The following is a 21,014-nucleotide window of genomic DNA, read 5'->3' as shown; positions in this document are numbered from 1 at the left end:
TTTTTTATAAACATTTGTAAGGTATTGTTTTCTTTATATGGTAAAGTTGCCGTTTTTTTTGTGTTCGCTAGCTTCGTAACGCTCGATACATTTGTCAACAATTTCGTATGCTTCTGCAGCATTTCCCCAACCGCCAACATCAACTTTTTTCTTTTCTAAGTCCTTGTATACTTGGAAGAAGTGTGTAATTTCTTTGATTCTGTGCGGATTCAAATCGTCAATATCGTTGTAGCTATTCCAGATTGGATCACTTACAGGAACACATACTATTTTTTCATCTTGTCCTTTTTCATCTGCCATGTGGAAAACTCCAATTGGTTTTATTTCCATGACACACATTGGAAATGTAGGTTCTGTTCCTAATACCAATACATCTAACGGATCTCCATCTAGCGCAAGCGTTTCAGGAATGAAGCCATAATCTCCAGGATACATCATTGATGAAAACAACATTCTGTCGAATCTGATTTTTTTTAAATCAAAGTCATATTCGTATTTGTTTCTACTTCCTTTTGGAATTTCAATGAGTGCATCAAATGTAATTTTCTCTTTCGCTGTCATAATCTTCTTTTCTTATTCGTTTTTCTGAAATCGGGTGCAAATTTACGTAAATCGCTCTGATTCACAAATTAAGAAGTGTTATAATTTAAAGAAAAAAGCGAACTTGTAATACCAAATAAACTTCAGAATGACTGATTGAATTTATTTGGTATAATGTATTTTATTTTTTCTTCTAGAAGTGAAATCCAAATGCGCCTGTAACTCCAAATTGTCGCGCGTCAATGTTGTTTTTGTAGTTTCCACGGAAGTTAAAATCAATCCGAAATACTTTAAAAATGTTTCCGACTCCAACTGAATATTCCCAATAAATTTCTTTGTTAGGCGCAATTCCGTCAGGCGTAATACTACTAAATGGCAAACTTTGAAATGCTGGCGTATTCATGGCAACATTTTCATTTGAAATTTCTCCCCAAACTCCACGAATCCCAACTATTTCTCGTAAGTTTAGTTTTCGTAAGAATGGAATTCTTGAAAATATACGTCCGTTAAAGTTATGCTCTATATGTAATGACGCGTACGTATCTGTCACAAACTCGTAATAGTTTAGTTGAGAAAATGTATTGTAAATAGAGAAATATGCCTGATTTCCTGGTACAACACTCAATAAACTAAGTGGAACATCTCCGTACGTTTTTCCAACTTCTAAGGTTGTGTATGTGCGTCCAAAACCGCCTAATTGAAATGGTTGTCGGTAGAATAATTGAACTTTGGAATAGTTGAAATCACTATTTAATACTCCTTCAACACCTTTACTGTATTTTAAGAAAATGCGTGGAAAATCATCATTTACAATTTTACGTTCCACTCCATGACGAATGGTTCTTTTTCCTGGTGTAATATCAATCGCAAAATTTACTTCTGATTGTCTTAATTCATCTGCAATTCCTGTTGGAGAATTTGTATCTATATAGGATAAACTAAAGGTTTCTGGCGAAGCGGATTTTGTTGTTTTATAAGAACTTCCAAAACTCATCGTTACATTTTTCCAAGGCTCCATTTGTACAGCAACTGTTGTCAGATTAATGTCTGTCAATCGATCACTATTTCCACTCGCAAATAATGCGGAAGAAGCAAAACTTCGTCCCAAAACATCATCATTTGTAGTTAAACTGACGCCTGTTTGTTCTACATCGCGCCGATTTCCACCAGAGATAATCAATCTATTTTTAGGATTTAAAAGCCACTTTCCAGAGATTCCATATTTGAATTTATCATCTCTAAAACCGTACGCTCCATACCCTTCAATTCGCCATTTATCGTTTGGTCCAAAATACGTTCTTCCTCCGGCGCGCAATCTAATTCCTTCTACATCATTGAATCCGAAGGTTGAAAATATTGGTCCATAATCTAAATTATATTGGTCAAATTCTACATAACCAGAAGCTAAAATTGAAGCTAAACTGTATAAACGTTTGAATTTTGGAACTGTTTTTAACGTATCCAACATTTTGTAAACACCTTTTTCGTCTTTGTTCAAACTTTCCATTCGATTGGCATCCCAAAAAGCTTCATCGCGTTCGTAAATTTCTTCGTTAAACGGATTGATTTCTTGACTGTAGAAATCGTTCGGTTTTTTTTCGTCAAATACGTAATTATCATATAAAGTGGTACGTTTTCCGTAGACACCTTTTGATTTTTCTTTCTTGTTTAATGCGAAATCAGACAACATATAATCTCGCTTCAGCAGAAAGACAGAATCATTTACCACATCAAATTCCTGCTCAATGTAAATTTCTTTTACCCAGTTGATATTGGCACTTTTACTTGCTTGAAGATTGATTTTTTTGATGGCAAACGTAGAATCATTCACCCAAAAATCACCTTTAAAAGTAAGTTCGTTTTTTCTTCGCGGATAGTAAATAATATTGAAGCACAATTTGTTATCAATATACGCCGTATCTGACAATACATAGTTATACGTGTTGATTCCTGTTTTTGATAATGGACTCGTAAAACTTTTATCAAAAAACTTTAAATAGTTATCATAAATATCATACTCAGCGTACAAATCTTTGATGAATGCCGTAATAGTTTCGTTGCTACTAAATCCTGAATTTTTGTTTCCGATTAAGTCTTCTTTTTCCTTATTCATTTCATTGTCTCCATACACTTTGGAAACCGCTTCATTGATGAATATTGGCAAGTATGTTTTCCCTGTAATGCGAGAAGTATCAAGCTCTTGAAAGATGAATTCCATGCCACGAAACAGTCTGCTTTTCATCATTGCACTATCAATCGTGTTCAGATCGAACTCTACTTTTTCGTACTTATCATATGCATATTGCTTGAATTGTCGAACACCATTGAAACGTTTTCGCTCCCAAATTTTGCGTAGAATGTCAATAGCTGGATTGTTCTTTTTGGATTGCTTTCCAGTAACGATGACAACGGCATTTAGCTGTTCGCCTTCTTCAAGGATTATTTCCATTTTGTAGTTAACACGTTTTTCTAGTGTAATTTTCCGAGTTGTGTAGCCAACAAATGAAACAATAATTACATCATACGTTTTATCTGATTCTAAGTAAAATCGTCCGTCTTCATTACTAATCGTACCTTCTATGGAATTTTCAAATACCACATTCGCAAAAGGTACAGCTTCGCCTGAGGCATCTTTAATTAATCCGCTGACTTTCGTTTGCGAATATCCTGTGTAACAAAATAATAGTGCTAAAAAACAATAGAGTGTAGTCTTCAAATTTTTATCTATTTAAAAACAAAAACCTCATCAACAAATATGCCGATGAAGCTTTTATCATGTTAAATGTATATTTTTTATTTGTACATAACTTTTTTTACAGCCTTGATAACATCGTTTTTATTTGGCAACCATTCTTCAAATAAAACTGGAGAATATGGTGCTGGAGTATCAGCTGTATTTATTTTTTGAATTGGCGCATCTAAATAATCAAAAGCTTGCGCTTGTACTTGAAATGCTATTTCGGTAGAAACATTTCCAAATGGCCATGCTTCTTCTAATATGACCAATCTATTTGTTTTCTTTACAGATTTTATAATAGTTTCTTGATCCATCGGGCGAATTGTACGTAAATCAATTATTTCACAAGAAATTCCTTCTTCTGCTAATTCATCTGCAGCTTTGTATGCTTCTTTAATAATTTTTCCAAAAGAAACAATCGTTACATCTGTTCCTTCACGTTTAATATCAGCAACACCTAATGGAATTGTATAATCTCCTTCCGGAACTTCTCCTTTGTCACCATACATTTGCTCAGATTCCATGAAAATAACAGGATCATTATCTCTAATGGCTGCTTTTAATAAACCTTTTGCATCATATACATTTGAAGGAACTACTACTTTTAAACCTGGACAGTTTGCAAACCAACTTTCAAAAGCTTGTGAATGTGTTGCTCCTAATTGACCTGCCGAAGCCGTTGGCCCACGAAATACAATCGGAATATTTAATTGTCCACCTGACATTTGACGCAATTTTGCTGCGTTGTTAATGATCTGGTCAATTCCTACCAACGCAAAGTTGAACGTCATAAACTCAATAATAGGTCGATTTCCGCCCATAGCAGAACCAACGCCAATACCTGCAAAACCTAACTCTGCAATTGGTGTATCTATAACTCTATCAGCACCAAACTCATCAAGCATTCCTTTGGAGGCTTTGTATGCTCCATTATATTCGGCAACTTCTTCTCCCATTAAATAAATGGAGTCATCAGTTCTCATTTCTTCGCTCATAGCTTCAGCTACCGCTTCTCTAAACTGTATTGTTCTCATACAATTGTTGTTATTTTAAAAAAGTGAAAAACAAAAGTAACTATTATTAAAAAATAAAAGGACACGGATTTGATTAAAATTTATTATGCGCGCATAACATTTTTAAAGAAATTATCTGTATCTTCGTAAAAAATTTCAAAAAAACTAACAAAATATATAATACCAATGAAGATATTAGTGTGTATTAGTCACGTACCCGACACTACGTCAAAGATCAACTTTACGGAAGGAGATACTAAATTTGACACAAATGGTGTGCAATTTGTTATAAACCCAAATGATGAGTTTGGATTAACGCGTGCAATGTGGTTCAAAGAAAAGCAAGGAGCAACCGTAGATGTTGTAAATGTAGGAGGCGCAGAAACTGAGTCAACGTTACGAAAAGCATTAGCTATTGGAGCTGATGGAGCAATCCGTGTAAACGCAGCAGCGACAGACGGATTTTTTGTTGCAAAACAATTAGCTGAAGTTGCAAAAAATGGTGGTTATGATTTAATCATTGCAGGAAGAGAATCTATTGATTACAATGGAGGAATGGTTCCTGGAATGTTAGCGGAGTTAATCGGTGCAAATTTTGTAAACAACTGTATTAATTTAGAAGTTGACGGAACTGCCGCAACAGCAATACGCGAAATTGATGGTGGAAAAGAAACTTCTTCTACATCACTTCCGTTAGTTATTGGTGGACAAAAAGGATTAGTGGAAGAAAGTGATCTTCGTATTCCTAATATGAGAGGAATTATGATGGCGCGTAAAAAACCATTAAATGTCGTAGAACCAACAGACGCAGAAAAAGAAACAACTGCTGTAAAATTTGAGAAACCAGCTCCAAGAGGCGCTGTGAAATTAGTTGATGCAGGCAATATTGATGAATTAATTAGTCTACTTCACAACGAAGCAAAGGTGATTTAATCATTTTTTAATGTTTCAATTATTTAATCTTTAAATTAAAAATCATGTCAGTTTTAGTATATACAGAATCAGAACAAGGAAAATTTAAGAAAGTAGCTTTTGAAGTTGCTTCATATGCAAAAGAAGTTGCCAATCAATTAGGAACAACTGTTACCGCAGTTGCAATTAATATTGAAGATGCTTCTGAATTAGCAAATTACGGTGTTGATAAAGTTTTAAATGTATCTGCGGATAGTTTAAAAGACTTTAATGCAAAAGCATACGCATCAACACTTCGTCAAGCAGCAGAAAAAGAAGGTGCAAAAGTAGTTATTGTAAGTTCAAGTACTGATAGCAAAACTTTAGCGCCAATTTTAGCGATTAACTTACATGCAGGATACGCATCTAATGTTGTAGCTGCACCAACAAGCACCAATCCATTTACAGTAAAAAGAACAGCATTTACAAACAAAGCATTCAACATTACAGAGATTAATTCTGATGTAAAAATCGTTGGAGTTTCAAATAATTCTTTCGGATTGGTTGAAAATTCAGGTGCTGCTACTGTGGAATCTTTCGCGCCAAGCTTAGACGATTCATTATTTGGTGTAAAAGTTGACTCCGTAGATAAAGTATCTGGAAAAGTAACAATTGCAGATGCAGATATTGTAGTTTCAGCTGGAAGAGGATTAAAAGGTCCAGAAAACTGGGGAATGATAGAAGAGTTAGCGGATGTTTTAGGAGCTGCAACCGCATGTTCTAAACCAGTTTCCGATTTAGGATGGAGACCACATGGAGAACACGTTGGACAAACTGGAAAGCCAGTTGCTGCTAATTTATACATTGCCATTGGAATCTCTGGAGCCATTCAGCATTTAGCTGGAATCAACGCTTCTAAAGTAAAAGTTGTGATCAATACAGATCCTGAAGCGCCTTTCTTTAAAGCAGCTGATTACGGTATTGTTGGAGATGCTTTTGAAGTAGTGCCACAGCTAATCGAAAAATTGAAAGAATTTAAAGCGAATAACGCATAATTTTTTTTAAATTGTGCCCAACTAAGGGCTGTCTAAAATGAGTGATCCTTTTTTTTAGACAGCCCTTTTTTTATGTGAATGCATTAACAGACAAATGAGTTTAGTAAAACTAAATATTAAGGGAATTTCATACAGTCAAACTCAAAATGGAGCCTATGCGCTTATTTTGAATGAAGTTGACGGAGACCGAAAGTTACCAATTGTAATTGGTGCTTTTGAAGCTCAATCTATTGCTATTGCCCTCGAAAAAGAAATAAAACCTCCACGACCATTAACCCATGATCTTTTCAAAAATTTTGCAGATCGGTTTGATGTGGTTGTAAAACAAGTCATTATCCATAAATTGGTTGATGGCGTTTTCTATTCAAGTATTATTTGTGAACGTGATAAAATTGAAGAAATCATCGATGCTCGAACTTCCGATGCTATTGCGTTAGCACTTCGTTTTGATGCACCAATTTTTACCTATAAAACAATCTTAGACAAAGCTGGTATTTTCTTAAAGTTAACTTCCAAAGAAGAGGAAGAAGCTGCCGAAAAAGAAAGTATTGTCGTTGATGAGTTGTTTCCTGACGACGACGATACAAATACCGTAGAAAGTGTAGTTGACAATGGATTAAAATCACTCTCTATTCAAGAATTATATACGATGTTAGATGGCGCTGTAGCTGATGAAGATTATGAAAAAGCAGCCAGACTCAGAGATGAAATTTCTAAAAGAGCCAATAAAGACGAAAAATAAAACACCTATTCAAATGCAAAAATTTGTAGTTAGTATTATTACGATGTGTTGTGTACTTTTTAGCGTACAAGCTCAAGAAACTGGAATTGATGGAACATGGAATTTTAGCAGTATCCAAAACTCCCAAAGTGAAAGCATCATTCCAACTACAAATGCTGATAAGTTAACGTTAAAAGCTGGAGAATTTCAATATCAATTAGCTGCAAAAGACAATTTAAAAGCAACTGGTGATTACATCTACCAAAATAATTTATTGGTTTTTTACTACAATACGCCAACAGATACCATTCGCAAATACAAAATTACTTCGCTTACCGATTCTACCTTAGTATTTAATGAAAAAGGTGTTTCGTATAGTTTTGAGAAAAAAGTTGAGGCTAAAGAAGTTGTCGCTTCTACTGAAAATACTTCACAAATTATACCAAGTGAAGGTTTTAGTACAAAGAGTTTAATAAGAGGTGTTTTAGGAATGTTAGTATTGCTTATTATAGCCTTTTTATTAAGTAGCAATCGCAAAGCCATCAATTGGAAAACGGTTGGTGTAGGACTTGTTTTTCAGCTAATTATTGCTATCGGAGTTTTAAAAGTTGGATTCGTAGAAACTGCATTTGAAGCAGTTGGAAAATTATTCATTGAGATATTAGAATATACCAAAGCGGGAAGCGAATTTTTATTTGGTGGCATGATGAATATAGAATCTTTCGGGTTCATTTTTGCATTTCAAGTATTGCCTACAATTATCTTTTTCTCTGCGCTAACTTCTGTATTATTCTACTTAGGAATCATTCAGAGAATTGTAAAAGGAATGGCTTGGGTTTTGACAAAAATCTTAGGAATTTCTGGTGCTGAAAGTTTATCCGTTGCCGGAAATATCTTTTTAGGTCAAACAGAAGCACCATTACTTATAAAAGCATATTTAGAAAAAATGACGCGTTCCGAAATCTTGCTTGTCATGATTGGTGGAATGGCAACTGTTGCAGGAGCTGTTTTAGCAGCATACATTGGGTTTTTAGGTGGCGACGATCCAGCTTTGAAATTAATTTATGCAAAACACTTATTAGCAGCTTCTGTAATGGCAGCACCTGGCGCAATTGTGATTTCTAAAATGTTATATCCTCAACAAGAAAAAGTTGATAACAATGTAGAAGTATCTCAAGAAAAGATAGGTTCTAATATCTTAGATGCCATTGCAAACGGAACAACAGAAGGCTTAAAACTTGCAGTAAATGTTGGCGCTATGTTGCTAGTTTTCGTTGCTTTTATTGCCATGCTGAATGGTATTTTAGGATTTGTCGCTAGCTTTGACGGAATTATTATAGAACGTATTCATCTAAATTGGCATTTCACATCACTTAATGAAATTATTGCCGCCAACACACCTTATGATTCATTATCGTTAGAATTTATTTTAGGATATTTATTTGCGCCTTTAATGTGGTTAATTGGTATTGATAGTCAAGATATGTCTTTGATGGGACAATTATTAGGAATCAAATTAGCTGCGAGTGAATTTATTGGATACATTCAACTAGCAGAACTAAAAGACGCTACCAATGCTGTGCATTTAACATATAATAAGTCTATTATTATGGCAACTTATATGTTATGTGGTTTTGCCAACTTTGCTTCTATCGGAATTCAAATTGGAGGAATCGGCTCATTAGCACCAGGACAACGTAAAACACTTTCTGAATTCGGAATCAAGGCATTAATTGGAGGAACAATTGCTTCTTTAATTTCTGCTACCATTGCAGGAATGTTGATTGGGTAATTAATTCTTTTCAAAACCTATATTAATTTCTTAACAGCATTTATAATTATACAACTTTGGCTCCTAAAGTTTAGTACTTCTTTTGTAGTTACAAAACAAAACAGTAACTTGTCGTTTACAGACGAAAAATTGCTGGTTTAAAAAACGTTGTTCATGAAAGATAAATCTTCACATAAAGAAAAATCAAAGTTGCTATTCTTAGAAGCATTCGATGGAATCATTCAACCAAAAACAGTCGCTGTAGAAGAACAAGCTAGTGTTTATCAGGTTGGATATTCAACAAAAAATATAGCCGCAACAATTGCTGCTCGCAAAGCAGTTATAACTTCTTTTGCTAAAAAAACGAGAGATAAAGATGTACATATTCAATTTTCATATTCAGATTTGGACGCTATTGAATCTGCAAGAAGCGGCATAAAATTCAACAATTTCAAAAATATCTATGATTTAATGAAATTACCCAATAATAAATGGGCGGAAATTATTGGAATCAGCGAGCGAACTATGCAAAGTATCATCAAAGAAAGAAAAAATCTTGATCAAAATAAATCTGAAAAACTTTTGTCATTTTTAACCTTAATAGAATACGCTTTAAGTGTGCTTGGAAACGAAAAGAATGTTGATGAATGGCTTAACTATAAATCTCCATCACTACAAGGTAAAGCTCCGATTGATTATGTTGATACGTTTCAAGGAATTAATATGCTACGTGAGCATTTATTTAAAATTGAGACAGGTAATTTAGTATGATTGTTTACAGGGTTTGCAGTTCCAAATATTCAACTAATATTTCAGGCGAAGGTTCTAGAAAACAGAAGAATAATCGCTGGAATTCTTTTGGAATTCCAATGTTGTATACGTCTGACAGTCCAGCTTTGTGCGCTGTAGAATTGCATCAATATCTTCCACCATCATTTATTCCTGAAAATTATTCTTTACTTCGAATAGAGATTCCAGATGAAGATTATTTAGTAGTTGATGCATCATTTTTTGATAGCGAAAAATGGATTGACCAATTAACAGTTACACAAACACTGGGAGATTTTTTTATTCAAGAAAACGAATATTTGATGATGAAAGTTCCTTCTGCAATGATTTCTTCATGCTTTAATTATCTAATAAATCCAAACCATAAAGATTTTGATAAGGTCAAAATAATAGATTCATTAGCATTTCCAATACAAGGGAAATTATTCAAAAAATAAACAATATCATTAATATTTTTTAAAAGAAGAAAGACCGCTTACTTCGACTTTGCTCAGCACAAGCCGCTTTTAGAGTCAAGAATGTAGACTTCATATTAACTATTTGATAAACAGCAGCAATTCCAAAGGCAAGATGTTAACACTGCAAAACACTCAAACTTCAATTGTAAATAGACTTCAAGATAATTTAAATAATTATAATAAACAGTTAATAACCTATTGATAAAATACAAATGCTTTGGTACATAATCAACGTGTTTTTTTTATTTTTACAAACTACAAAATTGTATTGCAACGCTATTAAAAGAAACCATCATGAGACAATATTTAGACTTAGTCAAACATGTATTAGAAAACGGAAATGAAAAAGGAGATCGTACAGGAACTGGAACCAAAAGTGTATTTGGACATCAAATGCGTTTTGACCTCAGCGAAGGTTTTCCAATGGTAACCACGAAAAAATTACATTTAAAATCGATCATTCATGAATTATTATGGTTCATAAAAGGTGATACAAATATCAAATATTTACAAGACAATGGCGTAAAAATTTGGAATGCTTGGGCAGATGAAAACGGCGATTTAGGACCTGTTTACGGACATCAATGGCGAAATTGGAATAGCGAAAGCATTGACCAATTGGCGCAAGTAATTGAAACTTTAAAAAATAATCCAGATAGCAGACGCATGATGGTTTCAGCGTGGAATCCTAGCGTACTACCAAATACTAAAATTTCGTTTAGTGAAAATGTTGCCAACGGAAAAGCAGCATTGCCACCTTGCCATGCGTTTTTTCAATTTTATGTAGCTGATGGAAAATTATCGTGTCAATTGTATCAACGAAGTGCAGATGTTTTTTTAGGCGTTCCGTTTAACATTGCTTCGTATGCTTTATTAACGATGATGATGGCGCAAGTTTGTGGTTATGAAGCAGGCGATTTTATTCACACATTTGGAGATGCACACATTTACAGCAATCACTTTGAGCAAGTAGAATTACAACTCACAAGAGAACCAAAACCATTACCAACCATGAAAATGAATCCTGAAATAAAAAGTATTTTTGACTTTACTTTTGAAGATTTCGAATTGGTTGATTACAATCCGCATCCGAGAATTAAAGGAGCTGTGGCAGTTTAAATTTACCTTTTTACTAATATAATCATGATGAAAAATAGATATATTTATAAGAATGAATTGTAACTTAGATATTCATGGAATTTAGCACAAAATGATATTATTAGACTTTAAGAAAAATTATATTTTAGACAATGGTTTTGTGCAATTGCGACCTTTGCAGGCAGATAATTTTGATCATTTACTACCATTTTCTATGAAAGAACCTGAATTGTGGAAATATTCATTGACGCCAGGCAACGGAGAAACCAATCTAAAAAAATATATTGCATTTGCTTTAGAAGGAAGAGCGAATAAAGATTCATATCCTTTTATTGTGTACGACAAGCGATTTAAAATAGTTGCTGGTTCTACTCGATTTTACGATTTTAACCAAACACATCAAACAGTTTCCTTAGGTTATACTTGGTATGGCAAAGAATTTCAAGGAACAGGCTTAAATAAGAACTGTAAATTTCTATTGCTTCAATTTGCTTTTGAACACATGAAAGTACAACGTGTAGAGTTTAGAGCCGACAATAATAACAAACGTAGTATTGCCGCCATGAAAAGTATTGGTTGTACTGAAGAAGGCGTTTTACGTAGCAATTGCGCTGCCGCAGACGGAAGACGCGATAGTATTGTATTTAGTATTTTACGCTACGAATGGTTTAGTCGTGTAAAGCGAGAGTTGATGAAAAAACTATAAAACAAAGCCTCCTAGTTTCCTAGAAGGCTTTATTTATAAAAATTCAAATTTTATTACAAACTCAAAACTCCATTTTCTGCGGCAGCGTAGGCATTCCATTTATACGCGTCAGCTTGTTCGTCGTTTGTATAAGCTCCGTCAACTACGTATCTAAATTCGTAATCATTGTCTTTTTCTAAATCGACAGTTCCTTTAAAAGTTCCGTTTTTTAACTTTTTTAAATTGGTTGCTTCTGTGTTCCATTCGTTAAAATTTCCGACTACGGAAACTGTTTCTGCTTCTTCAGCCGCAACACTAAATGTTACTTTGCAAAGTGGTTTGCTTTTTAAATATTGTTTCTTAATTGCCATAATTTCAAGTGTTTATTACGATCAAATGTATATAAGAATTTTCAGCAAACAAATGAAAAAATTCATAAAATTGAAAGAATTATCATTTTGCTAAAAAATAGGTTTCAAAATCATAAAGAATTGAAAAAAAGCCAGCATTAATTAACAGATCAATAACAGCACTTTGAGTTGTTTTCACCTTGATTTTCAACGACATCGTTTTCGTAAATTTTCACATTCCTATCAAAACGATCAAATTACATTCAACCAAAAAAAGTGCATTTCATAGTGAAACTTTATCTTTTCACAACAACAGAATGAAGTATTCAAAAAAGAAAAGTATCTTTATATCATTAAAATTAAAATCGAGATGAAAAAATTTATTATTCCTGCTTTATTCTGTCTAATAGTACAATTTAGTTTTGCTCAAAAAGCAACTGATATGTCAACACCTAAAGTTTCTGCAAATGGAACCATTCATTTTGCAGTAATGGACAAAGCACCAGTATTAGAAGGTTGTGAAAATGCAGGTTCTTCAAAAAAACAAAATAAATGTACCGCAGATAAGATTGAAACATTTATTCAAAAAGCATTTGACAAAGACATTGCTCGCTCGTTATCAAATGATAGTGTTAATAATGCAGTATATGTTCGTTTTATCATAAACAAACAAGGAGCTATAGAAAATGTTGGTGTACGTGCAAATAATAGTAAACTTAAGGGAGAAGTGGAAAGAATACTTAAAACTTTGCCCAAATTCTCTCGTGGAACACATCAAGGAAACGCTGTTACTGTTTCATATTCGTTAACATTACAAGCAGACAGATTGCTTAGAAATGCTGTAAATAACTAGAAAACCTTTACCATGTTCGGCAACAAAAATAAACCTACCACACAAATAGATAAAGAACAACTCGCGCTGATTGAGACTGCTCAAAATCGTATCAAGCAAAAAAAGCGCCTGTACTATCATTTGGTTATTTTCATTATTGGCTCTGCACTTTTAGTACTCCTAAATGTAGTTTTAGGATTTGGAAAAGATGTCACACTTTTCAAAACACAATGGTTTGTTTGGGCAGTATTGGCTTGGCTATTTTTATTTATATTTCATGTGTTTGATGTATATATTACGAACAAATTTATGGGGAAAGATTGGGAAGCCAAACAACTTGAAAATTTGGTTGCCAAGCAAGAGTACAGAATTGAAAAGCTAAAACAAAAATTCTTAGAACAAGAAACTAAAGTTGCCAAAGAACAGGCAATGGCAGAAATTACGAATACGCCAACACCTGAAATAGTTGATCGAAGTTCATTATCATTAATTGTTGCTACGGCAGAAAATAACGTCATTGGAAAAGACAATCAATTAATTTGGCATTTGAGTGACGACTTGAAACGTTTCAAGAAACTAACTTCGGGTCATCATATAATTATGGGACGTAAAACGTTTGAAAGCTTTCCAAAACCACTTCCAAACAGAACGCATATTGTCATTACGCGTCAAAAAGATTACAAAGCTCCAAAAGGCGTTATTGTGGTACATACTATGAAAGAAGCCGTGAGCGTTGCGACATTAAGCGATGCAGAACCTTTTGTTATTGGCGGTGGCGAAATATACAAACAAGCACTTCCGTTTGCTACAAAAATTGAATTGACGCGCGTACATCATGAGTTTGAAGGCGATACATTCTTTCCAAAAATCGAAACAAAAGATTGGAAAGAAACTGCAAATACGTTCCACACAAAAGATGACAATCATGAGTATGAATTCTCTTTTATTACTTATGAACGCGTATAATTAAACAAAATATTCACACATTACATGAATCTTCTCAATTTACTTTCTAAAAAGAGTTTTTTGCTTTTTTTGCTTTTTTGCTTTTCTAACATTACTAGCGGATACAGTCAGGATCAAAAATGGACATTATTTGCAAAGTCCCTTAAAATGACTACAGATGTCAAATTAAAATTCAAACTTACAGCTTCTGTAAAATTAGTTGATGGAAATCCTTCAAGTTGGGGAGCTATTTGGGTAAGAGTTGACAATAAAAATAACGAAACTGGTTTCTTTGATAACATGGGCGATCGTCCTGTTGTATCCAATACTTGGGATACGTATGAAATTAATGGATACATTGATAAAAACACGTTATCATTAAATTTTGGTGGACTTTGCATGTACAATGGTCAATTTTATTTTGATGATTTTAAACTATTTGTAGAAAATAAAAACACAGGCGAATTAGAAGTCATTAAGCTCGATAATCAAAATTTTGAAAAAGAGATTGTGAATAATAAAGTTCCAGGTTGGGATCATAATGACCGAGCATTACCTAATCCCTCTAACAAAAAATTTAATTTTAAATTAGCAAATGACAATCTTTCTAAAAATCTTTCGCTTTGTATTATTGGAGCGAACATTGAAATTGACCAGACATATATTATAGGTAAACGAGAAGGTTATTCTCCACAAGTTGGCACATTAATTTCTATGCTAAATAATTTAAGTTCACGTGTTGAACGTGTTGTTAAAAATCTCGATCAAAGAGAAATTGACCATTTACATGATGAAAAAGCAAACTCAATCGGTGCGCTTATTATGCATTTGGCTGCAGCCGAAAAAATTTATCAATTATATACATTCGAAAATAGAGGTTTCAACGAAGAAGAAGAAAAATTTTGGGGACCTGCATTAAACTTAGATGATGCCGGCAGAGAAGCTTTTAAAGGGAAAGACGTGGATTACTACTTAAATATTTATAAAGAAGTAAGAGCAAAAACGCTGGAAGAATTCAAAAAATTAGATGATAATTGGCTTGCTAAAATTCGTCCAGGCTCAACTGATAACAATCATTACTATTGGTTTCATGTTATGGAACATCAATCAAGTCATTTAGGTCAAATTCTATTTTTAAGAAAGAGAATTCCTCCTGAACCAAATATCAATCTAAAAGAAAAAAAGAAGATAGATTAACTCCTAAAATCACATTAAATTTTTTAACATTTAACATTGTTTAGAATTGCTTATTTTTGCCGTACAATACTTTAACAAACCCCTTTTCTTCTCTTAGTAGAAGATATTAAAGACACACATATGAAAGCATTTATATTTCCAGGACAAGGTGCCCAATTTACTGGAATGGGATTAGACATGTACGAGAAGTCTGATATTGCACAACACCTTTTTGAAGACGCCAACAGCATTTTAGGATTTAACATCACTGACATCATGTTTGAAGGTTCTGCGGAAGATTTAAAAGATACAAAAGTAACGCAGCCTGCAGTCTATTTACATTCTGTAATTTTAGGTAAAGCACTTGGTAAAAAATTTCAGGCAGATATGGTTGCAGGACATTCACTTGGTGAACTTTCTGCTTTGGTAGCAAATGCAACCTTAACGTTTGAAGATGGCTTAAAGTTAGTTTCTCAACGCGCTATGGCGATGCAAAAAGCATGTGAACTTCAACCCAGTAGTATGGCAGCCATTATTGGTTTGGACAATGAAATTGTCGAAAAAGTGTGTGCAGAGACTCCAGGAATGGTAGCGATTGCAAATTATAACTGCCCAGGACAAATTGTTATTTCAGGACAAATTGAATCTGTCAATAAAGCGTGTAAAACATTAAAAGAAGCTGGCGCTAGAGCAACCTTAGTATTGCCAGTTGGTGGCGCATTTCATTCACCATTAATGGAACCTGCGCGTGAAGAATTGGCTGCAGCTATTGAAAACACCGTATTTAGCAAACCAAATTGCCCTATCTACCAAAATGTAACAACAACAGCAGTAATTAATGCTGATGAAATCAAAAAGAATTTAATGTTACAATTGACAGCGCCTGTAAAATGGACGCAAACAATTCAACAAATGATTGCCGATGGCGCAACTTCGTTTACAGAAGTTGGACCAGGAAAAGTATTGAGAGGATTGTTACGTAGAATTGATCGTTCTGTAGAGGCAAAAAATGCAACTTTGAGTGACGAATAAACTAAGTAAACTAGTATGAAGATTTCCAGATCGCTTCGAATGTCGTTGATTTTTGGACTGATTTTGTTGAATGTTGGTTGCGATCAAGTTTCAAAATCTGTTGCAAGAAATCATATTGATGCGCGCGAACGTATTTCCGTTATTGGAGAATATGTCGTACTCATGAAAACTGAAAATAAAGGCGCGTTTTTAGGATTTTTATCTTCTATGGAAAACCCTATTTTGAAAACTATCTTTCTAATTCTACTTCCAATTGCAGTATTATTTATCATTTTACGAATGATTATTATCACCACCGATTTAGATAAATACATGATTTTTGGATTGTGTTGTATTATTGGTGGCGGAATTGGAAATTTATACGACCGAATTTTATATCGTTCGGTAACCGACTTTATGCATATTGATTTAGGCGGAATTTTTAAAACAGGAATTTTCAATATGGCTGATGTTTCCGTCATGCTCGGAACAGGATTGCTCATTCTTTCCTTTATCAAACGAAAAGAAGTTTCTTTATCATAAATACATAAGCTTAGTGAAAACTAGGCTTTTCTTTTTTAAACCTTACTTTTTAAAATTAAAATGTTACAGCTTTAAGCAGAGTCAAAATGCTTGCATTGAGCAAAGTCAAAATACTTGCATTGAGCGAAGTCGAAATGCCTGCATTGAGCGAAGTCGAAATGCCTGCATTGAGCGAAGTCGAAATGCCTGCATTGAGCGAAGTCGAAATGCCTGCATTGAGCGAAGTCGAAATGCCTGCATTGAGCGAAGTCGAAATGCCTGCATTGAGCGAAGTCGAAATGCCTGCATTGAGCGAAGTCGAAATGCCTGCATTGAGCGAAGTCGAAATGCCTGCATTGAGCGAAGTCGAAATGCCTGCATTGAGCGAAGTCGAAATGCCTGCATTGAGCGAAGTCGAAATGCCTGCACTGCATTGAGCGAAGTCGAAATGCCTGCATTGAGCGAAGTCGAAATGCCTGCATTGAGCGAAGTCGAAATGCCTGCATTGAGCGAAGTCGAAATGTTAACTACGGCATTCCCGTAAAGAGTTTTTATACTATTTCTTTATCTTAATCTCCGATGTAACCAAAACTTTAGATTATGAAAAAAAGAAATGTAAAGTCATTGAAACTCCGTAAGAGTTCAATTTCCAAGTTAAGAAACGAGGAAATTAAAGGAGGAAAAAAGGAAACACAAGGCGCATGCACTTCGTTTATTGATGCCTGTCCAACCGCTTGGTGTCAAACACAACCAAGAAATTGTACATGGTAGTAAAACGAAAAAGGAGAAGCGAATCATTATTCACTTCTCCTTTTTAGTATTGTGTCTTTTAGAAAAATTATTTCTTGTAAATTTTTCCGTCTTTCATTACAAAAGTTACGTTTTCCATCGTGTTAATATTTTTTGTCGGATCTTCGTCAACCGCAACAATATCAGCTAAAAATCCTACTTTCAATTGTCCCAACTGATCTTCCATTCCTAGAATTTTTGCATTGGTAACCGTTGCCGATTGAATGGTTTCCATTGCTGGCATTCCGCCTTCTACCATAAATCCGAATTCTTTTCCGTTCAATCCATGTTCGTAAACACCAGCGTCAGTTCCAAAGGCAATTCCAACACCTTTTTTATAAGCTCTTGCAAATGTTCCTTGAATTTTTGGTCCAACTGCCAATGCTTTTGGCACAATAATATCTGGATAATATCCTTTAATTTTTGCTTTCGCGGCTACTTCTTTTCCTGCGGTAATCGTTGGCACTAAATACGCATCGTGCTTTTTCATGAGTTCCATAGTTTCGTCGCTCATATACGTTCCGTGTTCTATGGTTTTTACGCCACCAATAATTGCGCGTTGCATTCCTTCGTCTCCGTGTGCATGCGCCGCAACGTGCATTCCGTAATCTTTAGCAGTTTCACAAATAACTTTAATTTCTTCAATGGTAAACTGTGGATTACTTCCACTTTTTGCCATACTTAAAACGCCTCCAGTTGCCGTAATTTTAATAACATCTGCGCCGTTTTTATAACGTTGACGTACTGCTTTTTTTGCGTCGCTCACATTATTCACAACACCTTCTTTTGGTCCTGGATCGCCACTAATTTCTTTACGACTTCCGTTTGTCGGATCAGCATGTCCACCAGTTGTTGCCAACGATTTTCCTGCGGTAAAAATCCGTGGTCCATCAATTCTTCCTTGATTGATCGCATTTCGCAATGAAATATTTACGCCAGTTCCGCCTAAATCACGAACCGTAGTAAATCCTGCCTTGAGTGTTACGTTGGCAAAACCAACTGAACGAAAAGCTACATCTGCATCATTTAATGTATATTTTTCTAAGTATGCTTTCGGATTGGTTTCGTTTTCAATATGAACGTGCATATCAATCAATCCTGGCATCACCGTTTTCGATTTTAAATCAATCATGGTAACATTTGCCTTTTTTGGTTGCAAATAACCGTCTGCAATACCTGTTATTTTGTTTCCAGAAACGATAATTGTTTTTTCTGTTAGAATTTTTCCGCTTTCGGTATCAATAATTTTTCCGCAATGCAGATACGTTTCTTGTGCCATCATAATCGTAGAACACAAGATACTCAAGCATAAAATGAGTAGTTTTTTCATTTGGTTGTATTTATGGTTAGTTTAGTTCGTTTTTCTTATTTTCTGTTCCCATTTCCAAGCAGAAAGCATCGCTTCATCTAATGTAGAAGTCGCTTTCCAACCTAAAACAGTATTCGCTTTTGTTGTATCTGCATACGCAGAAATTACATCGCCTTCTCGCCTATTTACAATTTTATAGTTTAATTTTTGTTGACTTACACGTTCGAAACTTTCAATGACTTCTAATACCGAACTTCCGGTTCCTGTACCAATGTTGAATACTTCAAACGAAGTTTTATGCTGTTTATTTAGTAATCTTTTTAAAGCTATTACATGCGCTTTCGCGAGATCGACCACGTGGATATAATCACGAATGCAGGTTCCATCTTCCGTAGGATAATCATTCCCAAAAACAGATAATTGTTGGCGTAAACCAATCGCAGTTTGTGTAATAAAAGGCACTAAGTTTTGCGGAACGCCACCGGGTAATTCGCCAATTTCAGTACTTGAATGTGCACCAATCGGATTGAAATATCGCAATGAAATTACCTGTAATCCTTTTGCTATTTGAGCAGTATCTTGCAGAATTTCTTCGCCAATTTGTTTGGTATTTCCATACGGAGAGAATGCTTTTTGTATCGAAGCATTTTCTGAAATCGGCATTTTTTCGGCTTGACCATAAACCGTACACGAAGAACTAAAGATAAAGGAAATGTTCTCTTTGTGTTGAATTTGCTGTAAAACGGTAATTAACGTTGAGATATTATTTTCGTAATACAACAACGGATTCGTAACACTTTCGCCAACCGCTTTACTCGCCGCAAAGTGAATGATTCCTTCTATATTTTGATGTTTCTCAAAGAAAGAAATCGTCGTTGCTTTATCGCGCAAATCCAGTTTTTCAAATTGTGGTTGAATGCCCGTAATGTTTTTTATACCGCTTAAAACATCTGCGGAAGCGTTAGACAAGTTATCAATAATCACAACTTCGAATCCTGCCAATTGCAACTCTACAACCGTGTGAGAGCCAATATAACCTAATCCGCCAGTGACTATTATTTTTTTCAAATTTATTTGATTTGGATTTTTGGTGTTAGATTTTGATTCTTTGTTCTTTGTTCTTTGTTCTTTGTTCTTTGTTCTTTGTTCTTTAAAAGTATCTTTTATCCGTTTACAAAATCTAAGATCGTTTTTGTGATAAATTCGATTTGATCGTCGTCCAATTCCGTATGCATTGGCAATGAAACTACTTCTTTTACCAATTGATTTGTAATTGGAAAATCGGCTTCGTTGTAACGTTCGTCTTTGTATGCTTTTTGTAAGTGCAATGGAATCGGATAATACACGCCACAAGGAATTCCTTTCTCGTTTAAGTGCTGAACCAACGCGTCTCTATCTGCATCAACAATACGCAATGTATATTGATGAAATACGTGACAGTTACAACCTGTACAGATTGGATTTTCGCACGATTTTGATATGTGCGGAGTAATTATTTTATTATTTCCATAGAAAGCCGCATTGTATTTACGAGCTGCATCTTGACGCGCTGCATTGTAGGTGTCCAAATTTGGAAGTTTCACACGTAAAACCGTTGCTTGAATGGAATCTAATCGAGAGTTTACACCAACAACATCATGATGATAACGTTTGTACATTCCGTGATTTACAATTCCTCTGATTTTATGTGCTAAATCATCATCATTTGTAAAGATTGCGCCGCCATCTCCATAGCAACCTAAATTTTTTGATGGAAAGAAAGAAGTGGAAGCTACATGACCAATTGCGCCAGCTTTTTTCACGCTTCCGTCTGCAAATGTATAACTCGCGCCAATGGCTTGTGCGTTGTCTTCAATGACATATAAATCGTGTTCTTTTGCGATAGCTTGAATTGCGTCCATATTGGCACATTGTCCAAATAAATGCACAGGAACAATGGCTTTTGTTTTTGGCGTAATTGCTTTCCGAATTGCTTCTGGATCAATGTTGAATGAATCTTTTTCCACATCAACTAAAACTGGTGTTAGTTGTAATAATGCAATGACTTCAACCGTTGCTGCAAATGTAAAATCTGCGGTAATTACCTCATCGCCTGGTTTTAATCCAAGTCCCATCATGGCAATTTGCAATGCGTCCGTTCCGTTGGCACATGGAATTACGTGTTTTACGTCTAAATATTCTTCTAATTCTTTTTGAAAAGCATGTACTTCGGGTCCGTTTATGAATGCTGAAGATGCAATTACATCTAATACGGATTTATCAACTTGGTCTTTGATTTGTGCGTATTGCCCTTTCAAATCGACCATTTGGATTTTCTTCATT

General features: G+C 34.6%; 22 protein-coding genes. 15 read left to right on the top strand and 7 right to left on the bottom strand.

What is annotated here, in order from left to right; all coding sequences use genetic code 11:
- Window positions 1–33: 33 nt before the first annotated feature.
- The 3 genes from IMCC3317_RS17975 to IMCC3317_RS17965 form a co-directional block, all read right to left on the bottom strand.
- A complete protein-coding gene (locus tag IMCC3317_RS17975) occupies window positions 34–561 on the bottom strand; it encodes an inorganic diphosphatase (RefSeq protein WP_160130864.1) in 528 nt (175 codons plus the stop codon).
- Window positions 562–733: 172 nt separating this feature from the next.
- Window positions 734–3,256, bottom strand: coding sequence for a DUF5686 and carboxypeptidase-like regulatory domain-containing protein (locus IMCC3317_RS17970; RefSeq protein WP_160130863.1), 2,523 nt, complete (start codon window positions 3,254–3,256; stop codon window positions 734–736).
- Window positions 3,257–3,333: 77 nt separating this feature from the next.
- On the bottom strand, window positions 3,334–4,311 hold the full coding sequence (locus IMCC3317_RS17965) for a pyruvate dehydrogenase complex E1 component subunit beta (RefSeq protein ID WP_160130862.1): 978 nt from the start codon (window positions 4,309–4,311) through the stop codon (window positions 3,334–3,336).
- A 165-nt stretch (window positions 4,312–4,476) separates the two neighbouring features.
- On the opposite strand from IMCC3317_RS17965, the gene IMCC3317_RS17960 reads away from it, so the two are divergent.
- The 8 genes from IMCC3317_RS17960 to IMCC3317_RS17925 all read left to right on the top strand — a co-directional run bounded on the left by IMCC3317_RS17960 (window position 4,477) and on the right by IMCC3317_RS17925 (window position 11,779).
- Window positions 4,477–5,223, top strand: a complete 747-nt coding sequence (locus tag IMCC3317_RS17960; RefSeq protein WP_160130861.1) for an electron transfer flavoprotein subunit beta/FixA family protein — start codon at window positions 4,477–4,479, stop codon at window positions 5,221–5,223.
- A 44-nt stretch (window positions 5,224–5,267) separates the two neighbouring features.
- Complete coding sequence (locus IMCC3317_RS17955) at window positions 5,268–6,236, top strand: electron transfer flavoprotein subunit alpha/FixB family protein (protein WP_160130860.1); 969 nt, start codon at window positions 5,268–5,270, stop codon at window positions 6,234–6,236.
- Window positions 6,237–6,330: 94 nt separating this feature from the next.
- Complete coding sequence (locus IMCC3317_RS17950) at window positions 6,331–6,978, top strand: bifunctional nuclease family protein (RefSeq protein WP_160130859.1); 648 nt, start codon at window positions 6,331–6,333, stop codon at window positions 6,976–6,978.
- A 13-nt stretch (window positions 6,979–6,991) separates the two neighbouring features.
- Window positions 6,992–8,749 carry a nucleoside transporter C-terminal domain-containing protein gene (locus IMCC3317_RS17945; protein ID WP_160130858.1) on the top strand — a complete coding sequence of 586 codons (1,758 nt, stop codon included), beginning with the start codon at window positions 6,992–6,994 and terminating at the stop codon, window positions 8,747–8,749.
- A 153-nt stretch (window positions 8,750–8,902) separates the two neighbouring features.
- Window positions 8,903–9,499, top strand: a complete 597-nt coding sequence (gene parS / locus IMCC3317_RS17940; protein ID WP_160130857.1) for a type II RES/Xre toxin-antitoxin system antitoxin — start codon at window positions 8,903–8,905, stop codon at window positions 9,497–9,499.
- Window positions 9,496–9,954, top strand: coding sequence for an RES family NAD+ phosphorylase (locus tag IMCC3317_RS17935; RefSeq protein ID WP_160130856.1), 459 nt, complete (start codon window positions 9,496–9,498; stop codon window positions 9,952–9,954). The genes parS and IMCC3317_RS17935 overlap by 4 nt, the downstream gene beginning before the upstream one ends.
- A gap of 315 nt (window positions 9,955–10,269) precedes the next feature.
- A complete protein-coding gene (locus IMCC3317_RS17930; protein WP_160130855.1) occupies window positions 10,270–11,094 on the top strand; it encodes a thymidylate synthase in 825 nt (274 codons plus the stop codon).
- Window positions 11,095–11,185: 91 nt separating this feature from the next.
- Window positions 11,186–11,779, top strand: a complete 594-nt coding sequence (locus tag IMCC3317_RS17925) for a GNAT family N-acetyltransferase (RefSeq protein WP_160130854.1) — start codon at window positions 11,186–11,188, stop codon at window positions 11,777–11,779.
- A gap of 53 nt (window positions 11,780–11,832) precedes the next feature.
- Here the strand turns inward: IMCC3317_RS17925 and IMCC3317_RS17920 are convergent, their stop codons facing one another.
- A complete protein-coding gene (locus IMCC3317_RS17920) occupies window positions 11,833–12,129 on the bottom strand; it encodes an isoamylase early set domain-containing protein (protein ID WP_160130853.1) in 297 nt (98 codons plus the stop codon).
- A 349-nt stretch (window positions 12,130–12,478) separates the two neighbouring features.
- Between IMCC3317_RS17920 and IMCC3317_RS17915 the strand changes: the two genes are divergently transcribed.
- From IMCC3317_RS17915 to IMCC3317_RS17885, 7 genes are all read left to right on the top strand, one after another.
- Window positions 12,479–12,961, top strand: coding sequence for a hypothetical protein (locus IMCC3317_RS17915; protein WP_160130852.1), 483 nt, complete (start codon window positions 12,479–12,481; stop codon window positions 12,959–12,961).
- Between the two features lie 12 nt (window positions 12,962–12,973).
- Window positions 12,974–13,906, top strand: coding sequence for a dihydrofolate reductase (locus IMCC3317_RS17910; RefSeq protein WP_160130851.1), 933 nt, complete (start codon window positions 12,974–12,976; stop codon window positions 13,904–13,906).
- A 147-nt stretch (window positions 13,907–14,053) separates the two neighbouring features.
- Window positions 14,054–15,082, top strand: a complete 1,029-nt coding sequence (locus tag IMCC3317_RS17905; RefSeq protein WP_228054841.1) for a DinB family protein — start codon at window positions 14,054–14,056, stop codon at window positions 15,080–15,082.
- 120 nt (window positions 15,083–15,202) lie between these two features.
- Window positions 15,203–16,093, top strand: a complete 891-nt coding sequence (gene fabD / locus IMCC3317_RS17900; RefSeq protein WP_160130849.1) for an ACP S-malonyltransferase — start codon at window positions 15,203–15,205, stop codon at window positions 16,091–16,093.
- Between the two features lie 15 nt (window positions 16,094–16,108).
- Window positions 16,109–16,615, top strand: a complete 507-nt coding sequence (gene lspA / locus IMCC3317_RS17895) for a signal peptidase II (protein WP_160130848.1) — start codon at window positions 16,109–16,111, stop codon at window positions 16,613–16,615.
- Between the two features lie 86 nt (window positions 16,616–16,701).
- Window positions 16,702–17,031, top strand: a complete 330-nt coding sequence (locus IMCC3317_RS17890) for a hypothetical protein (RefSeq protein WP_160130847.1) — start codon at window positions 16,702–16,704, stop codon at window positions 17,029–17,031.
- Between the two features lie 163 nt (window positions 17,032–17,194).
- Complete coding sequence (locus IMCC3317_RS17885) at window positions 17,195–17,365, top strand: hypothetical protein (protein WP_160130846.1); 171 nt, start codon at window positions 17,195–17,197, stop codon at window positions 17,363–17,365.
- Between the two features lie 67 nt (window positions 17,366–17,432).
- Here the strand turns inward: IMCC3317_RS17885 and IMCC3317_RS17880 are convergent, their stop codons facing one another.
- The 3 genes from IMCC3317_RS17880 to IMCC3317_RS17870 all read right to left on the bottom strand — a co-directional run bounded on the left by IMCC3317_RS17880 (window position 17,433) and on the right by IMCC3317_RS17870 (window position 21,013).
- Complete coding sequence (locus IMCC3317_RS17880; RefSeq protein WP_160130845.1) at window positions 17,433–18,713, bottom strand: metal-dependent hydrolase family protein; 1,281 nt, start codon at window positions 18,711–18,713, stop codon at window positions 17,433–17,435.
- Between the two features lie 21 nt (window positions 18,714–18,734).
- The gene (gene galE, locus IMCC3317_RS17875; RefSeq protein ID WP_160130844.1) at window positions 18,735–19,760 is read right to left on the bottom strand and encodes a UDP-glucose 4-epimerase GalE; all 1,026 of its coding nucleotides are present in this window, start codon (window positions 19,758–19,760) and stop codon (window positions 18,735–18,737) included.
- A 95-nt stretch (window positions 19,761–19,855) separates the two neighbouring features.
- Window positions 19,856–21,013 (bottom strand): DegT/DnrJ/EryC1/StrS family aminotransferase, encoded by a 1,158-nt coding sequence (locus tag IMCC3317_RS17870; protein WP_160130843.1) that lies wholly within the window; start codon window positions 21,011–21,013, stop codon window positions 19,856–19,858.
- Window position 21,014 lies beyond the last annotated feature (1 nt).

Source organism: Kordia antarctica (assembly GCF_009901525.1).
Lineage (GTDB): Bacteria > Bacteroidota > Bacteroidia > Flavobacteriales > Flavobacteriaceae > Kordia > Kordia antarctica.
Note: the sequence above shows the minus strand (reverse complement) of the source record. Positions and strands in the feature narration are given on the sequence as shown.

Bases quoted from the DNA above. Each gene is read 5' to 3' on its own strand.
- IMCC3317_RS17905 (WP_228054841.1), top strand. From the start codon at position 14,054: ATGACTACAGATGTCAAATTAAAATTCAAACTTACAGCTTCTGTAAAA.
- IMCC3317_RS17910 (WP_160130851.1), top strand. From the start codon at position 12,974: ATGTTCGGCAACAAAAATAAACCTACCACACAAATAGATAAAGAACAA.
- IMCC3317_RS17945 (WP_160130858.1), top strand. From the start codon at position 6,992: ATGCAAAAATTTGTAGTTAGTATTATTACGATGTGTTGTGTACTTTTT.
- IMCC3317_RS17965 (WP_160130862.1), bottom strand. From the start codon at position 4,311: ATGAGAACAATACAGTTTAGAGAAGCGGTAGCTGAAGCTATGAGCGAA.
- IMCC3317_RS17930 (WP_160130855.1), top strand. From the start codon at position 10,270: ATGAGACAATATTTAGACTTAGTCAAACATGTATTAGAAAACGGAAAT.
- IMCC3317_RS17880 (WP_160130845.1), bottom strand. From the start codon at position 18,713: ATGAAAAAACTACTCATTTTATGCTTGAGTATCTTGTGTTCTACGATT.
- IMCC3317_RS17925 (WP_160130854.1), top strand. From the start codon at position 11,186: ATGATATTATTAGACTTTAAGAAAAATTATATTTTAGACAATGGTTTT.
- IMCC3317_RS17885 (WP_160130846.1), top strand. From the start codon at position 17,195: ATGAAAAAAAGAAATGTAAAGTCATTGAAACTCCGTAAGAGTTCAATT.
- IMCC3317_RS17960 (WP_160130861.1), top strand. From the start codon at position 4,477: ATGAAGATATTAGTGTGTATTAGTCACGTACCCGACACTACGTCAAAG.
- IMCC3317_RS17935 (WP_160130856.1), top strand. From the start codon at position 9,496: ATGATTGTTTACAGGGTTTGCAGTTCCAAATATTCAACTAATATTTCA.
- IMCC3317_RS17890 (WP_160130847.1), top strand. From the start codon at position 16,702: ATGCTTGCATTGAGCAAAGTCAAAATACTTGCATTGAGCGAAGTCGAA.
- fabD (WP_160130849.1), top strand. From the start codon at position 15,203: ATGAAAGCATTTATATTTCCAGGACAAGGTGCCCAATTTACTGGAATG.
- IMCC3317_RS17915 (WP_160130852.1), top strand. From the start codon at position 12,479: ATGAAAAAATTTATTATTCCTGCTTTATTCTGTCTAATAGTACAATTT.
- IMCC3317_RS17920 (WP_160130853.1), bottom strand. From the start codon at position 12,129: ATGGCAATTAAGAAACAATATTTAAAAAGCAAACCACTTTGCAAAGTA.
- IMCC3317_RS17950 (WP_160130859.1), top strand. From the start codon at position 6,331: ATGAGTTTAGTAAAACTAAATATTAAGGGAATTTCATACAGTCAAACT.
- IMCC3317_RS17870 (WP_160130843.1), bottom strand. From the start codon at position 21,013: ATGAAGAAAATCCAAATGGTCGATTTGAAAGGGCAATACGCACAAATC.
- lspA (WP_160130848.1), top strand. From the start codon at position 16,109: ATGAAGATTTCCAGATCGCTTCGAATGTCGTTGATTTTTGGACTGATT.
- IMCC3317_RS17955 (WP_160130860.1), top strand. From the start codon at position 5,268: ATGTCAGTTTTAGTATATACAGAATCAGAACAAGGAAAATTTAAGAAA.
- IMCC3317_RS17975 (WP_160130864.1), bottom strand. From the start codon at position 561: ATGACAGCGAAAGAGAAAATTACATTTGATGCACTCATTGAAATTCCA.
- parS (WP_160130857.1), top strand. From the start codon at position 8,903: ATGAAAGATAAATCTTCACATAAAGAAAAATCAAAGTTGCTATTCTTA.